The organism is Variovorax sp. 38R (assembly GCF_014843395.1).
GTDB lineage: Bacteria > Pseudomonadota > Gammaproteobacteria > Burkholderiales > Burkholderiaceae_C > Variovorax > Variovorax paradoxus_H.
In genome coordinates this window covers 5,845,289-5,859,546 of the sequence record NZ_CP062121.1, presented here as the reverse complement: position 1 = coordinate 5,859,546, position 14,258 = coordinate 5,845,289, and the positions used below count along the sequence as shown (strand labels likewise).

At 67.6% G+C, this 14,258-nt stretch carries 8 protein-coding genes; 7 read left to right on the top strand and 1 reads right to left on the bottom strand.

The window, feature by feature from the left end; all coding sequences use genetic code 11:
• Positions 1–148 precede the first annotated feature (148 nt).
• A complete protein-coding gene (locus IG196_RS27145; protein WP_101490497.1) occupies positions 149–1,843 on the top strand; it encodes an MFS transporter in 1,695 nt (564 codons plus the stop codon).
• Between the two features lie 132 nt (positions 1,844–1,975).
• On the top strand, positions 1,976–2,152 hold the full coding sequence (locus IG196_RS27140) for a hypothetical protein (protein ID WP_180838938.1): 177 nt from the start codon (positions 1,976–1,978) through the stop codon (positions 2,150–2,152).
• Between the two features lie 9 nt (positions 2,153–2,161).
• Here the strand turns inward: IG196_RS27140 and IG196_RS27135 are convergent, their stop codons facing one another.
• A complete protein-coding gene (locus IG196_RS27135) occupies positions 2,162–3,292 on the bottom strand; it encodes an ABC transporter substrate-binding protein (RefSeq protein WP_192193788.1) in 1,131 nt (376 codons plus the stop codon).
• Between the two features lie 185 nt (positions 3,293–3,477).
• Between IG196_RS27135 and uvrA the strand changes: the two genes are divergently transcribed.
• The 5 genes from uvrA to IG196_RS27110 all read left to right on the top strand — a co-directional run bounded on the left by uvrA (position 3,478) and on the right by IG196_RS27110 (position 14,139).
• Positions 3,478–9,228, top strand: a complete 5,751-nt coding sequence (gene uvrA / locus IG196_RS27130) for an excinuclease ABC subunit UvrA (protein ID WP_192197168.1) — start codon at positions 3,478–3,480, stop codon at positions 9,226–9,228.
• A gap of 116 nt (positions 9,229–9,344) precedes the next feature.
• Positions 9,345–10,394 carry an ornithine cyclodeaminase gene (locus tag IG196_RS27125; RefSeq protein WP_192193787.1) on the top strand — a complete coding sequence of 350 codons (1,050 nt, stop codon included), beginning with the start codon at positions 9,345–9,347 and terminating at the stop codon, positions 10,392–10,394.
• A 34-nt stretch (positions 10,395–10,428) separates the two neighbouring features.
• Positions 10,429–11,472 carry a histone deacetylase family protein gene (locus IG196_RS27120; protein WP_192193786.1) on the top strand — a complete coding sequence of 348 codons (1,044 nt, stop codon included), beginning with the start codon at positions 10,429–10,431 and terminating at the stop codon, positions 11,470–11,472.
• A gap of 167 nt (positions 11,473–11,639) precedes the next feature.
• A complete protein-coding gene (locus IG196_RS27115; protein ID WP_192193785.1) occupies positions 11,640–12,614 on the top strand; it encodes a Bug family tripartite tricarboxylate transporter substrate binding protein in 975 nt (324 codons plus the stop codon).
• 328 nt (positions 12,615–12,942) lie between these two features.
• Entirely contained in the window at positions 12,943–14,139 is a 1,197-nt protein-coding gene (locus tag IG196_RS27110; protein ID WP_192193784.1) for a porin, read from the top strand.
• Positions 14,140–14,258: the final 119 nt, after the last annotated feature.

Sequence of the window (14,258 nt, the reverse complement as noted above, 5' to 3'; positions counted from 1 at the left end):
GCTGAAACGTGCAGCGCGGGTTTCACCCTAAACCGTAAGCGCCGGTTCAGTTTCGCGAAAGCCTCGGGTCAGTCGCGCCTCCAAGAATGCCTCACGGTCCCGAATGCCGGGCACCGATGAACGCATACATACACACCAGGAGACGACGATGGCAGCCACGCTAGATTCAAGGGGAATGCCGCATCCGGCCCCCCGGCCCATGTCCGCGGAGGAGAAGAAGGTCATCTTCGCCTCCTCGCTCGGCACCGTGTTCGAGTGGTACGACTTCTATCTGTACGGTTCGCTCGCCGCGATCATCGCGAAGCAGTTCTTCAGCGGCCTGGATGCGGGCGCGGCCTTCATCTTCGCGCTGCTGGCGTTTGCCGCCGGCTTCCTGGTGCGTCCGTTCGGCGCCATCGTGTTCGGCCGCCTGGGCGACATGATCGGCCGCAAGTACACCTTCCTGGTGACGATTCTGATCATGGGCCTGTCGACGTTCATCGTCGGCCTGTTGCCCAGCTACGCGACCATCGGCGTCGCGGCGCCGGTGATCCTGATCGCGCTGCGCATGCTGCAAGGCCTGGCGCTCGGCGGCGAGTACGGCGGTGCTGCCACCTATGTGGCCGAGCACTCGCCGCACGGCAAGCGCGGTGCCTACACCTCGTGGATTCAGACGACGGCCACGCTCGGCCTGTTCCTGAGCCTGATCGTCATTCTGGGCGTGCGCACCTGGCTCGGTGAGCAGGCATTCGGCGACTGGGGCTGGCGCATTCCGTTCCTGGTGTCGATCCTGCTGCTGGGCGTCTCGGTGTGGATCCGCCTGTCGCTGAGTGAATCGCCGGCCTTCCAGAAAATGAAGGCCGAGGGCAAGACCTCGAAGGCGCCGCTGTCCGAATCGTTCGGTGAGTGGAAGAACCTGAAGATCGTGATCCTGGCGCTGGTGGGCCTCACGGCCGGTCAGGCCGTGGTCTGGTACTCGGGCCAGTTCTATGCGCTGTTCTTCCTGACGCAGCAGCTCAAGGTCGATGCGACCACGGCCAACCTGATGATCGCCGCCGCACTGCTGCTGGGCACGCCCTTCTTCGTGGTGTTCGGCACGCTGTCCGACAAGATCGGCCGCAAGCCGATCATCATGGCCGGCTGCCTGCTGGCCGTGGTCACCTACTTCCCGGTCTTCAAGATGCTGACCGAAGCCGCCAACCCTGACCTGGCCCGCGCGCAAGCCACGGCCGGCGTCACCGTGACGGCCGACCCGAAGACCTGCTCGTTCCAGGGCAACCCGGTGGCCCGCGAGATCGACTTCAAGAGCTCGTGCGACATCGCCAAGCGCTACCTCGTGCAGAACTCGGTGAGCTACGAAAACGTGGCCGGCGCGCCCGGCTCTGCCGCCGTCGTGAAGATCGGCGACAAGACCGTCGAGGCACCCACCGGCGTGGTCGCGAACTCCAAGTTCGACGAAGGCAGCGTCAAGGCCATTGCCGCCTTCAAGAAGGGCGTGGCCGAAGACCTGAAGATCGCCGGCTACCCGGCCAAGGCCGACCCCGCCAAGATCAACAAGGTGCTGACCATCGTGTTGCTGTTCTGGCTGGTGCTGCTGGTGACCATGGTCTACGGTCCGATCGCCGCGATGCTGGTCGAGATGTTCCCCACGCGCATCCGCTACACCTCGATGAGCCTGCCGTACCACATCGGCAACGGCTGGTTCGGCGGCCTGCTGCCGACCACCGCCTTCGCCATCGTGGCCTCGACCGGCAACATGTACAACGGCCTGTGGTACCCGATCATCATCGCGGGCATCACGCTGGTGATCGGCACGCTGTTCATCCGCGAGACCAAGGACGTGGACATCTACGCCAACGACTGATCTGCAATGCAGCGGGAGGGGGCCGCGCGGCGGCCGCCCTCCGTTCAACAAAGAGGCTTCATGCCCACGGCATGAGGCCTTTTTCTTGAACCCTTCTTAGCCTCTTCCTCACCCTTTCAGGAGACAGTACCCATGTGGAAAATCGTTGTCGGCTTCGTCATCTTCGCCGCCATTGCCCTGTATGTGATTTCGATGGGTGGCGACAAGATCGACATGTCCGGCGAGAAGCACGGCGGCGACGCGACGCACGCGACCACGCCAGCGCCTGGCGCCTCGGCACCGGCTGCCGCGGCTTCCGCCGCGAAGTAACGAGCCCCGTCAGCGCTTGAAGCGCCCCTCGCTGATGATCGCGAGGTCCGCGAAGTCGATGCCGCTGTGGTCCTGCGGCGAGTAGCTCACCTCGAGCCCGCCGCCCAGGTCGTAGCCCTTGAGGGTTTCGAGCGCCGCGAGCACCTTGGCGCGCGTGGGCTTGGGGCCTGCGCGGCGCAAGGCCTCCACCAGCACCTTGGCCGAGGCGAAGCCTTCGAGCGCGGCCGGTGACAGCTCGCCCTGGCCCTTGGCGCGGGCGAGCGTCAGCGCCTCCTTCACCATCGGCTGGCCCATCGAGCGTTCGTTGGGGAACACCTGCGTCACGATCACGCCGCGGCTGGCGTCGCCCAGTTGCTTGATGAAGCCCGACGAGGCGTTGTTCGACAGCGTGACCACCTGCGCCGCCGAGCCCGCGGCGCGCAGCGCCTTGATGCCGTCGACCACCGCCACGCCCGAGCCGATCCACACCACCGCCTGCGCGTCGGCCTTCATGATGGCCGGCACGATGACCTTGTAGTCGGGCTTCTCGCGGTCGGCCGGCACGGTGGAGATCGGCTGGGCCTTGCCCTTGGTGAAGCCGTTCATCGCGCCCTGGAGCGCGTCGGCGCCGAACGAGTCGGTCACGTGGACCACGGCGATGCGCGTGAGGCCGATGGTCAGCAGGTGCTGCACCGCCTTCTCGGCCTCGCGCTGGTAGGTGGCGCGCACGTTGAACACGTGCTTTTGCAGCGGCTTGTGCAGCACCATCGCGCCGGTCGAAGGGCCGATGAGCGCCACCTCGTTCTTGTCCAGGTACGGAATGATGGCCTGCGAGTGCGGCGTGCCGCGGCTCATGAAGAGCGCGAGCACCTTCTTGTCTTCGATGAGTGCGCGTGCGTTCTCGCCGGCGCGCTTGACGTCGAAGGCGTCGTCCATGCGGATCACCTCGATCTTCTCGCCGTGGATGCCGCCCTGGGCATTGGCCGCGTCGATCACCAGCTGCGCGCCGCCGATGGTCTCGTTCACGCTGGCGGCCACCGAGCCGGTCATGCCGGCGGTCTGGCCGATCACGATCTGGGCGGAGGCACCCATCGCGCACAGCGCGAGCAGGGCGGCCACGCTGAGCGCGTGCCGTGAACCTGCCACTTTCTTCTTCGTCATGAAAGCCTTTCGGAGCCTTCGGGAGACTCGCTGAACAATTGTGAAAACAAATGTCGCATTTGTTTCATAAAGTGTCTTGGGGCGAATCCGGACAAACCCCTGCGCGGGCGCCGCCCATGCGCCGGCGTGGGCCGGAGCGTCACGAAGCTCTCCCTAGAATGTTTGCCCCACCCCTCAAGGCACTCATGACACAGGGCTCCATCCGGATTCGCGGCGCGCGCCAGCACAACCTCCAGAACCTCGACCTCGACATCCGCACCGGCGAGATGACCGTGGTGACCGGGCCCAGCGGCTCGGGCAAGTCGAGCCTGGTGTTCGACACCCTCTACGCCGAAGGCCAGCGCCGCTACGTGGAGACCTTTTCCGCCTATGCGCGCCAGTTCCTGGACCGCATGGACAAGCCCGCCGTCGACAAGGTGGAGGGCGTGCCGCCCGCCATTGCCATCGACCAGACCAACCCGGTGCGCTCCTCGCGCTCCACGGTCGGCACGATGACCGAGCTGAACGACCACCTGAAGCTGCTCTACGCGCGCGCGGCCCAGCTGTTCGACCGCGAGACCGCGCTGCCGGTGCGCCACGACTCGCCCGACAGCATCTATGCGCAGATCGCCGAGCGGGCGGCTGCGGCGGGCGACCCGCGCATCGTCATCACCTTTCCGGTCGAGCTGCCCGCCGGTACGTCGGCTGAAGAAGTGACGCAATGGCTGTCGGCCAGCGGCTTCACGCGCGTGCAGGCCGAGCGCGAGGTGGCCACGCCCACGGGCCCGCGCAAGGTGCTCGACGTGGTGGCCGACCGTTTCCGCATCTCGAGCGCCGAGCGGGCGCGTGTGGTCGAAGCCATCGAGGTGGCACTCAAGCGCGGCAGCGGGCGCGTCACCGTGCATGCGACTGGCGCGGAAGAGAACGCACCCACCGACGTGTGGAAGTTCTCGACCGGCCTGCATTGCCCCGAAAGCGACATCCGCTACACCGACCCGATCCCGTCGATGTTCTCGTTCAACTCGGCGGTGGGCGCCTGCGACACCTGCCGCGGCTTCGGCCGGGTGATCGGTGTCGACCTGGGGCTCGTGATCCCGAACGACAAGCTCACGCTGCGCGCCGGCGCCATCAAGACCATCCAGACGCCCGCGTGGAAAGAAGCGCAGGACGACCTCATGCGCCACGCCGAGGCGGCCGGCATTCCGCGCGACACGCCGTGGAACAAGCTCACCGAGGAGCAGAAGCACTGGGTGATCGAGGGCACGCCCAACTACAAGGACGGCAACTGGAACAAGCAGTGGTACGGCGTGCGCCGTTTCTTCGGCTACCTGGAGAGCAAGGCCTACAAGATGCACATCCGCGTGCTCTTGTCGAAGTACCGCAGCTACACGCCGTGCCCCGTCTGCAGCGGCGCGCGCCTGAAGCTCGATCCGCTGCTGTGGCGCATCGGCAGCAAGGACGACGCCGACGCGGTGCTGCCGCCTGAAAAGCGCTTCCTGCCCACCGGCGCGAAGTGGAGCCGCGCCCAGCTCGAGGCGCTGCCCGGCCTGTGCCTGCACGACCTGATGCTGTTGCCCATCGAGCGGCTGCGCAGGTTTTTCGACCGCGTGGAGCACCATGGCAACGGCAGCCCCGCGAGCGAAGGCGAGGCGCAAGCGCTGAAGCTGCTGTTCGAGGAAATCACCACGCGCCTGCGTTACCTGCACGACGTCGGCATCGGCTACCTCACGCTCGACCGCCAGAGCCGCACGCTCAGCGGCGGCGAGGTGCAGCGCATCAACCTCACCACCGCACTGGGCACCTCGCTGGTGAACACGCTCTTCGTGCTCGACGAGCCCAGCATCGGCCTGCACCCGCGCGACATGAACCGCATCACCGAGGCCATGCTGCGCCTGCGCGATGCGGGCAACACGCTGGTGGTGGTCGAGCACGACCCGGCCGTGATGCTCGCCGCCGACCGCGTGATCGACATGGGCCCCGGCCCCGGTGTGCGCGGCGGACAGATCGTGTTCGACGGCACCACCGACATGCTGCGCGACGCCGACACGCTCACCGGCCAGTACCTGGGCGGGCGCAAGAAGATCGGCATGGGCTTCAAGCGGATCGTGAGCGAGAACACGCACCGGCTCATTCTCGAAGGCGTGCGCGAGCACAACCTGAAGAACATCACGGTCGACTTTCCGCTCGCGCGGCTGGTGTGTGTCACCGGCGTGAGCGGCTCGGGCAAGTCGACGCTGATCCAGGACGTGCTGGCACCCGCGCTCATGCGCCACTTCGGCAAGGCCACCGAAACGCCGGGCGCGCACGACCGCATGCTCGGCGCCGATCACCTGGGCGACGTGGTGTTCGTCGACCAGTCGCCCATCGGCAAGACCGCGCGTTCCAACCCCGCGAGCTACGTGGGCGCGTGGGACGCCATCCGCGAAATCTTCGCCACCGCGGCGCTGTCGCGCCAGCGCGGCTACACCGCGAGCAAGTTCAGCTTCAACTCCGGCGACGGGCGTTGCCCGACCTGCGGCGGCTCGGGCTTCGAGCACGTCGAGATGCAGTTCCTGTCGGACGTGTACCTGCGCTGCCCCGACTGCGACGGCAAGCGCTACCGGCCCGAGATTCTCGAAGTGAAGATCGAGCGCAAGGGCAAGGGCTACAACGTGGCCGATATTCTGGAGCTCACCGTGGCCGAGGCCGCGGCGCTGTTCGACACCGACCGCGACGTGCTGCGCGTGCTGCAACCCATCGTCGATGTGGGCCTGGACTACGTGAAGCTCGGCCAGCCCGTGCCCACGCTGTCGGGCGGCGAGGCCCAGCGCCTGAAGCTCGCGGGCTTCCTGGCCGAAGCGGCCAAGAGCGCGACCGCGAGCCGCCAGATGGTGGCGCGCAAGGGCACGCTGTTTTTGTTCGACGAGCCGACCACCGGCCTGCACTTCGACGACATCGCGCGGCTCATGCGCGCGCTGCGCAAGCTGCTCGACGCCGGCCATTCGCTGATCATCATCGAGCACAACCTGGACGTGATCCGCGCCAGCGACTGGCTCATCGACCTCGGCCCCGAAGGCGGCGAGGGCGGCGGCGAGGTGGTGGCCGAGGGCACGCCCGAGCAGCTACGCGAAAACCGCGCCTCGCTCACCGGCGCGGCGCTGGCCGACTACGAACTGGCCATCGGCCCCGGCGCCTACAAGGTGGCCGAACGCGCCGCGCGGCGCTACATCGCCAACGCGAAGACGGCGCCGGGCAGCAACGCCATCGAGATCGTCAACGCGCGCGAGCACAACCTGAAGAACCTCAGCGTCGACATTCCGCGCGGCAAGTTCAGCGTGGTGACGGGCGTGAGCGGCTCCGGCAAGTCGACGCTCGCGTTCGACATTCTGTTCAACGAAGGCCAGCGTCGCTACCTCGAATCGCTCAACGCCTACGCGCGCAGCATCGTGCAGCCCGCGGGCCGGCCCGAGGTGGACGCGGTGTACGGCATTCCGCCGACCGTGGCCATCGAGCAGCGCCTGTCGCGCGGCGGCCGCAAGAGCACGGTGGGCACCACCACCGAGGTCTGGCACTTCCTGCGCCTGCTGTACGTGAAGCTGGGCATCCAGCACTGCGTGCACGACGGCGCGGCCGTGCAGCCGCAGACGCCCGACAGCATCGCCGCGCAGCTCATGCGCAACTTCAAGGGCCAGCACATCGGCCTGCTCGCGCCGCTGGTGAGCAACCGCAAGGGCGTGTACACCGAGCTGGCCGACTGGGCGCGCCCGCGCGGCTTCACGCACCTGCGCGTGGACGGCGACTTTCTGCCGACCACGGGCTTCCCGCGCATCGACCGCTTCAAGGAACACAGCATCGAGCTGCCCGTGGCCAGCCTCGACGTGCTGCCCTCGCAGGAGAACGAACTGCGCGCGGCGCTCACCAAGGCACTCGAGCATGGCAAGGGCGTGGTGCATGTGCTGAGCGAACTCGACGGCCTGCGCGCCGCGATGATGGCCGGCGTGTCCGCCGTGGGCATCGGCCGCGTGCAGGTGTTCTCCACGCTGCGCGCCTGCCCGGTGTGCAGCACCAGCTATGCCGAGCTCGATCCGCGCCTGTTCAGCTACAACAGCAAGCACGGCTGGTGCCCCGACTGCGTGGGCACGGGCGTCAAGCTCAGCAAGGACCAGCGCAAGGTCTTCGACGATTCGATCCGCGACGACGACAGCAAGGGCCGCGAACAGACCTTCGCCGAACCCGAGGTGGAAGACCTCGCCGACGTGGCGTGCCCGACCTGCGAAGGCACGCGCCTGAACGCCACCGCGCGCGCCGTGGGCTTCGGCACCGCGGCCGACGGCTCGGGCGGCATCGGCATCACGCAGCTCGCGCGCATGAGCGTGACCGAGGTGCGCCAGTGGTTCGAAGGGCTGGTGCTCACCGGCCGCGAAGCCGAGATTGCGCGCGACCTCGTGCCCGAGATCAAGAGCCGCCTCGAATTCCTCGAAGAAGTGGGCCTGGGCTACCTCACGCTCGACCGTGGCGCGCCCACGCTCTCGGGCGGCGAGGCGCAGCGCATCCGCTTGGCGGCGCAGCTGGGCAGCAACCTGCAGGGCGTGTGCTATGTGCTCGACGAGCCGACCATCGGCCTGCATGCGCGCGACAACCAGATTTTGCTGAACGCGCTGCACAAGCTCGGCGAAAAGGGCAACACGCTGGTGGTGGTGGAGCACGACGAAGACACCATCCGCCGCGCCGACCACATCATCGACATCGGCCCCAGCGCCGGCAAGCGCGGCGGCCGCCTCGTGGCCGAGGGCACGGTGGCCGACATCCAGAAGGCGAGCGATTCGCAGACCGGCCGCTACCTGCGCGATTCCATCAAGCACCCGCTGCAGGCGCGCCGCCTGATTCCCTCGCCCGATCCGAAGGCGGAAGACAGCGGCAACTGGCTCACCGTGCACGGCGCCGACCTGCACAACCTGCAGGACGTGACCGCCACGCTGCCGCTGCACCGCCTCGTGGTGGTCACGGGCGTCAGCGGCTCGGGCAAGTCGACGCTCGCGCGCGACGTGCTGCTGGCCAGCGTGCAGGGCATCGTCGTGCAGCGCATGACCAAGGCCGGCCGCGACGCCGATGCCGCGGGTAAGCGACCGGCGTGGGTCGGTTGCCGCGGCGTCGACGGCTACGCGGTCATCGACCGCGTGCTCGAGGTCGACCAGACGCCCATCGGCAAGACGCCGCGCAGCTGCCCCGCCACCTACATCGGCTTCTGGGACACCATCCGCAAGCTCTTTGCCGACACGCTCGAAGCCAAGGCGCGCGGCTACGGCCCGGCGCGCTTCAGCTTCAACACCGGCGAAGGCCGCTGCCCGGGCTGCGACGGCGCGGGCGTGCGCACCATCGAGATGAGCTTTTTGCCCGACGTGAAGGTGCCGTGCGAGGTCTGCCACGGCGCGCGCTTCAACCCCGAGACGCTGGCCGTGAGCTGGCGTGGCAAGAGCATCGGCGACGTGCTGAAGATGGAGGTCGACGAAGCGGTGGAATTCTTCGCCAGCATGCCCAACATCGCGCATCCGCTGCAGCTGCTGAAGGACGTGGGCCTGGGCTACCTCACGCTGGGGCAACCGTCGCCCACGCTGTCGGGCGGCGAGGCGCAGCGCATCAAGCTGGTGACCGAACTGAGCAAGGTGCGCGACGACATCACCCGCCGCGGCCAGAAACCGCCGCACACGCTGTACGTGCTCGACGAGCCGACCGTGGGCCTGCACATGGCCGACGTCGAGAAGCTGATCCATGTGCTGCACCGGCTGGTGAACGGCGGCCACAGCGTGGTGGTGATCGAGCACGACCTCGACGTGATCGCCGAAGCCGACTGGATCATCGACCTCGGCCCCGAGGGCGGAAACGCCGGCGGACGCATCGTCGCGGCGGCGCCGCCGGAGGAGGTGGTGCGATTGGGTACGCACACTGGCGTAGCTCTTAAGGCCGTGTTGGCACGTTGACGCGCGCAGGCGCACAATGGCTTGAACCCTTGGCGCAGGCGCATCCTGAATCAGCCATGGTGGAGACCGTGTGAACGGATGAAGCGCCGTGTCAGGGCTACGCAAGGAGCCGCGCCATGACCCGCTTCATCGATGTTCACAGCCTGGTTCGCCTGGTGGATGAGACCGGCGTCCCGGAATTCCTCATCACCCTGGCCGACGCGCTGCGCGACGACTTCCTGCGCTGGCGCGAGTTCGACAAGAAGGCGCGCGTGGCCAGCCATTCGCACCTGGGCGTGATCGAACTCATGCCCGTGGCCGACGACGGCGCCTACGCCTTCAAGTACGTCAACGGCCATCCGCACAACACGCAGGTCGGCCTGCCCACGGTCATGGCTTTCGGCGTGCTGGCCGAGGTCGACACGGGCTACCCCGTGCTGCTGTCCGAACTCACGCTCACCACCGCGCTGCGCACGGCCGCCACCTCGGCCATGGCCGCCAAGGCCCTGGCGCGGCCCGACGCGCGCAGCCTCGCCATCATCGGCAACGGCTCGCAGAGCGAGTTCCAGGCGCTGGCCTTCCATGCGCTGCTGGGCATCGAGCAGGTGCGCGTGTTCGACACCGACCCGCACGCCACCGACAAGCTGGTGCGCCACCTCGCGGCCTGCACGCCGATGGAGATCGTGCGCGCCGGCTCCACCGCCGAGGCGGTGCGCGGCGCCGACATCGTGACCACCATCACCGCCTACCAGGGCCACGCGACCGTGCTCACGCCCGAGATGATCGAGCCCGGCATGCACATCAATGCCGTGGGTGGCGATTCGCCCGGCAAGACCGAGCTGCACCCCGACGTGTTGCGCGGCGCGCGCGTGTTCGTCGAGTACGAGCCGCAGACCCGCATCGAGGGCGAGATCCAGCAGCTGCCGCCCGACTTCCCGGTGCACGAGCTGTGGCGCGTGCTGGTGGGCGAAGTGCCCGGGCGCGAGCGGCCGGATCAGGTGACGGTGTTCGACTCGGTCGGCTTCGCGCTGGAGGACTACACGGCGCTGCGCTGCATCCAGCAGCTGGCGCTGGAGCGCGGTGTGGGCCGGCAGATCGCGCTGGTGCCCGAGCTCGACGATCCGAAGGACCTGTTCGGCCTCACCGCCTCGGGACGGCGCCGGGCGGTGCTGCGGCGTGCGGCATGATGGCAGGCCCTGTCGTCACGCTTCTCGCTGCTTCATGCTCACCATCTACAACGACCAGCACGCACTGCACCAAGGCAAAGTCGAAATGTTCCGGGGCGAGCTGGTGCCCTGCTTCGAGGTGCCCGCCCGCGTCGACCATGTGAGGCACGAGCTGGAACGGCGTGGCCTTGGCCCGCTGCAGGCACCCGACGCGTTCGATGAAGCACTGCTGGCAAAGGTGCACGCACCGCGTTACCTCGACTTCATCGCCCATGCCTGGGACGAGTGGGTGGCGCTCGACGCCGCCAACGCCACGCGCGACGCGCTGCCCTCGTACTGGCCCACGCGCGGCATGCGCACCGACGTGCTGCCGAAGAGCTTTCCCGCGCGCCTGGGCCTCTTCTCGTTCGACGCCGGCACGCCGCTCATGGCGGGCAGCTGGACCGCCGCACGCCACGGCGCCGCCTGTGCGTGGACCGCGGCGCAACGCGTCATCGCCGGCGGCCAGCGCAGCGCCTTCGCACTCACGCGCCCACCGGGCCACCATGCGGGCGCAGATTTCTTCGGCGGCTACTGCTTCGTCAACAACGCCGCCGTCGCCGCGCAGGCGCTGCGCGATGCGGGCGTCGAACGCGTGGCCGTGCTCGATGTCGACTACCACCACGGCAACGGCACGCAGGCCATCTTCTACGAGCGCAGCGACGTGCACTTCGCCAGCCTGCACGGCGACCCGCTCACCGACTACCCGTACTACCTCGGTCATGCCGACGAGCGCGGCGCCGGCAGGGGCGAGGGCTTCAACCACAACCTGCCGCTGCCGCGCGGCACCGATTTCACGGCCTGGCGCGCGGCGCTGAAGACCGCGCTCGACGGCATCGCGAAGGTCAAGGCCGGCGCGCTCGTGGTCTCGCTCGGCGTCGACACCTTCGAGGGCGACCCGATCTCGGGCTTCAAGCTGAAGAGCGACGACTACCTGCGCATGGGCGAAGACCTTGCGCGTGCGGGCCTGCCCACCGTGTTCGTGTTCGAGGGCGGCTACGCGGTCGCCGAGGTGGGTGTGAACGCCGTCAACGTTCTCGAAGGCTTCGCGCAGAAATAAGTAAGCGAAGCTGCGGGAGCGCAGTCAGGCGCCGCTGCTGACGCGCAGGCGACTGCGCTGCCTGAATAGGCCCTGGTTTCCCCGGGAAATCAGGGGAGCCCCGATTGCCTTCGACCACCGGGCCGGGCCCAATCGGCGCTTTCCCAAGTTTCAGGAACCTGTCAGCCATGCTCCGCCGCTCTTCGCTCCTCTGTGCCGCCACGCTTGCCGCGTGCGGCCTCGTCTCCCCGCTGGCGGCCTTTGCGCAGCAGGCCTTTCCCTCCAAGCCCATCAAGCTGGTCATCGCATTCCCCGCCGGTGGCCCGACCGACATCACCATGCGCCAGCTGGCCGACAACGCCAGCAAGATCCTGGGCCAGCCCGTGATCATCGACAACAAGCCCGGCGCCGGCGGCACGCTGCCCGCGCAGGCGCTGCAGACCGCACAGCCCGACGGCTACACCGTCGCGCAGATTCCGCTGGGCGTGTTCCGCCTGGGCTACACCACCAAGATCAACTGGGACCCGCTCAAGGACATCACGTACGTGCTGAACGTCACCGGCTATGCCTTCGGCATCGTCGTGCCGGCCGACAGCCCGTTCAAGACCTGGGCCGACTTCGTCGCCTACGCCAAGGCCAACCCCGGCAAGCTCACCTACGGCTCGACCGGCAACCTGACCAGCCCGCATCTCACGACCGAGATCATTGCGCAGAAGGCCGGCATCACGCTGCAGCACGTGCCCTACAAAGGCAGCGCCGACCTGATGCTGGCCGTGGTCAGCGGCCAGCTCATGGCCGCGGCCGACAGCACCGGCTTCGCGCCGCAGGTCGAGGCCGGCAAGCTGCGTGTGCTCAACACCTGGGGCGACAAGCGCCTGGCCAAGTTCCCCGACGCGCCCACGCTGAAGGAGCTGGGCTACGACGTGGTGCAGAACTCCCCCTTCGGCATCGGCGCGCCCAAGGGCACCTCGCCCGAAGTCGTGAGGAAGCTGCACGACGCCTTCAAGCAGGCGATGGAAGAACCGAGCTACGTGGCCTCGCTCGGCCGCTACGACATGCTGCCCAACTACATGAGCTCGGCCACGTACACCAAGTTCGCGCAGGACACGGTGGTGCGCGAGAAGGTGATCATCGACAAGCTGGGGTTGGCGAAGGAGAAGTGAGGCGGGGGAACACGGCAGCGGCCACGGTCGCTGCTGAACATGGATTCCGTCCATTTCTCATTTCTATGCATGTCGTCGACGACGTGCATAGAAATTCGATTTTTCTATGCACGTTTCGGCCTGCGCCATGCAGCGCCTACCCCGATCCCCGATCGGTGTCCCAAACTCACCCCCTAAAACCCTCAGTAATTTAGGCGTTAACCCTATGTAATCCCTTTGTCTTCCAGTGAAGGAAAACTCGGACCCAGTCTCGCGGCGGCATCGCCCGGACGTCCCACTGTCGCGCCCGATGTCGGCGCAGCGACTTTCCCATCCTGGAGTGACACGAATGAAAAAATCCCTGCTTGTTCTGGCTGCCCTCGCAGCCTGCGGCGCCGCGTCGGCGCAATCGACCGTGACCCTGTTCGGCGTGGTCGATGCCGCCTACCGCAACGTAGCGAACAAGAGCGTTTCGACCAACCCCTTCGGCCCCGCCTACAGCGTGAAGGCCAGCCGCACGGAGCTGGCGAATTCGGGCCTGAGCTCGAGCCGCCTCGGCTTTCGCGGCGTGGAGGACCTGGGCGGCGGCCTGTCGGCCAGCTTCTGGCTCGAAGCCCCGATCACCAACGACGACGGCGCCACCGGCGTGTCGAGCTTCACCCGCCGTTCGACGGTGAGCCTGGCAGGCAGCTTCGGCGAACTGCGCCTGGGCCGCGACAAGACCGCGACGGTGATGAACGAAGAGCAGTTCGATCCGTTCGGCGACACCGGCATCGGCGGCTCGCTGATCATCGACGCCAACGAAGCGAGCGTGTCGGGCAGCGGCTACGGCAGCAACAGCACCTACAAGCGCGCCAGCAACATGGTGCAGTACTTCCTGCCGCGCCTGGGTGGCTTCTACGGCAATGTGGCCTATGGCCTGGCCGAGCAGACGCGCCTGTCGCCCGACACCGCCGCCAGCACCAGCACCGGCCGCCACATCGGCGGGCGCCTGGGCTACACGACGGGTCCGTTCGACATCGCCGCCAGCTACGCGCAGAACGACACCAGCTTCACGTCCGGCAGCGGTGCCGCCGCCGTGGCGCGCCCGGGCAAGATCAAGACCTTCAACCTCGGCGCGACCTACGACTTCGGCGTGGCCAAGCTGTTCGGCGAAGTTTCGCGTTCGAAGGACGAGCGCAACGCGCTGAACATCTTCTCGACCGGCCAGGACGTGGACCTCACGGGCTACCTGCTGGGCGTGACCGTGCCGGTCGGCCCGGGCGTGATCCGCGCGTCGTACTCGCAGGTCAAGTACGACTTCAACCGCGTGCCGGTCTTCGGCGTGAACAACGCCGACCCGAAGGCCAGCAAGCTCGCGCTGGGCTACGTGCACAACCTGTCCAAGCGCACCGCGCTGTACGGCACGGTCGCGCGCGTCAGCAACAAGAACGGCGCAGGCCTCACGGTGGGTGCAGGCCCCTCGTTCGCCACCACGTTCAACCGCACGGCGTTGCAGGCCAAGAGCTCGATGGGCTACGAGTTCGGCATCCGCCACACGTTCTGATGGTTTGATTGTTTGAGCGGTCGCGTGCTGCGCGACCGCACCCCTGCAAGTTTCTCCAAGGGTCGTTCAACCGGTCCATTCGGCCCGCCCTGTGCGGGCCTTTTTTTCGTCTGCGACCT

Bases quoted from the DNA above. Each gene is read 5' to 3' on its own strand.
- IG196_RS27125 (WP_192193787.1), top strand. From the start codon at position 9,345: ATGACCCGCTTCATCGATGTTCACAGCCTGGTTCGCCTGGTGGATGAG.
- IG196_RS27140 (WP_180838938.1), top strand. From the start codon at position 1,976: ATGTGGAAAATCGTTGTCGGCTTCGTCATCTTCGCCGCCATTGCCCTG.
- uvrA (WP_192197168.1), top strand. From the start codon at position 3,478: ATGACACAGGGCTCCATCCGGATTCGCGGCGCGCGCCAGCACAACCTC.
- IG196_RS27120 (WP_192193786.1), top strand. From the start codon at position 10,429: ATGCTCACCATCTACAACGACCAGCACGCACTGCACCAAGGCAAAGTC.
- IG196_RS27135 (WP_192193788.1), bottom strand. From the start codon at position 3,292: ATGACGAAGAAGAAAGTGGCAGGTTCACGGCACGCGCTCAGCGTGGCC.
- IG196_RS27145 (WP_101490497.1), top strand. From the start codon at position 149: ATGGCAGCCACGCTAGATTCAAGGGGAATGCCGCATCCGGCCCCCCGG.
- IG196_RS27115 (WP_192193785.1), top strand. From the start codon at position 11,640: ATGCTCCGCCGCTCTTCGCTCCTCTGTGCCGCCACGCTTGCCGCGTGC.
- IG196_RS27110 (WP_192193784.1), top strand. From the start codon at position 12,943: ATGAAAAAATCCCTGCTTGTTCTGGCTGCCCTCGCAGCCTGCGGCGCC.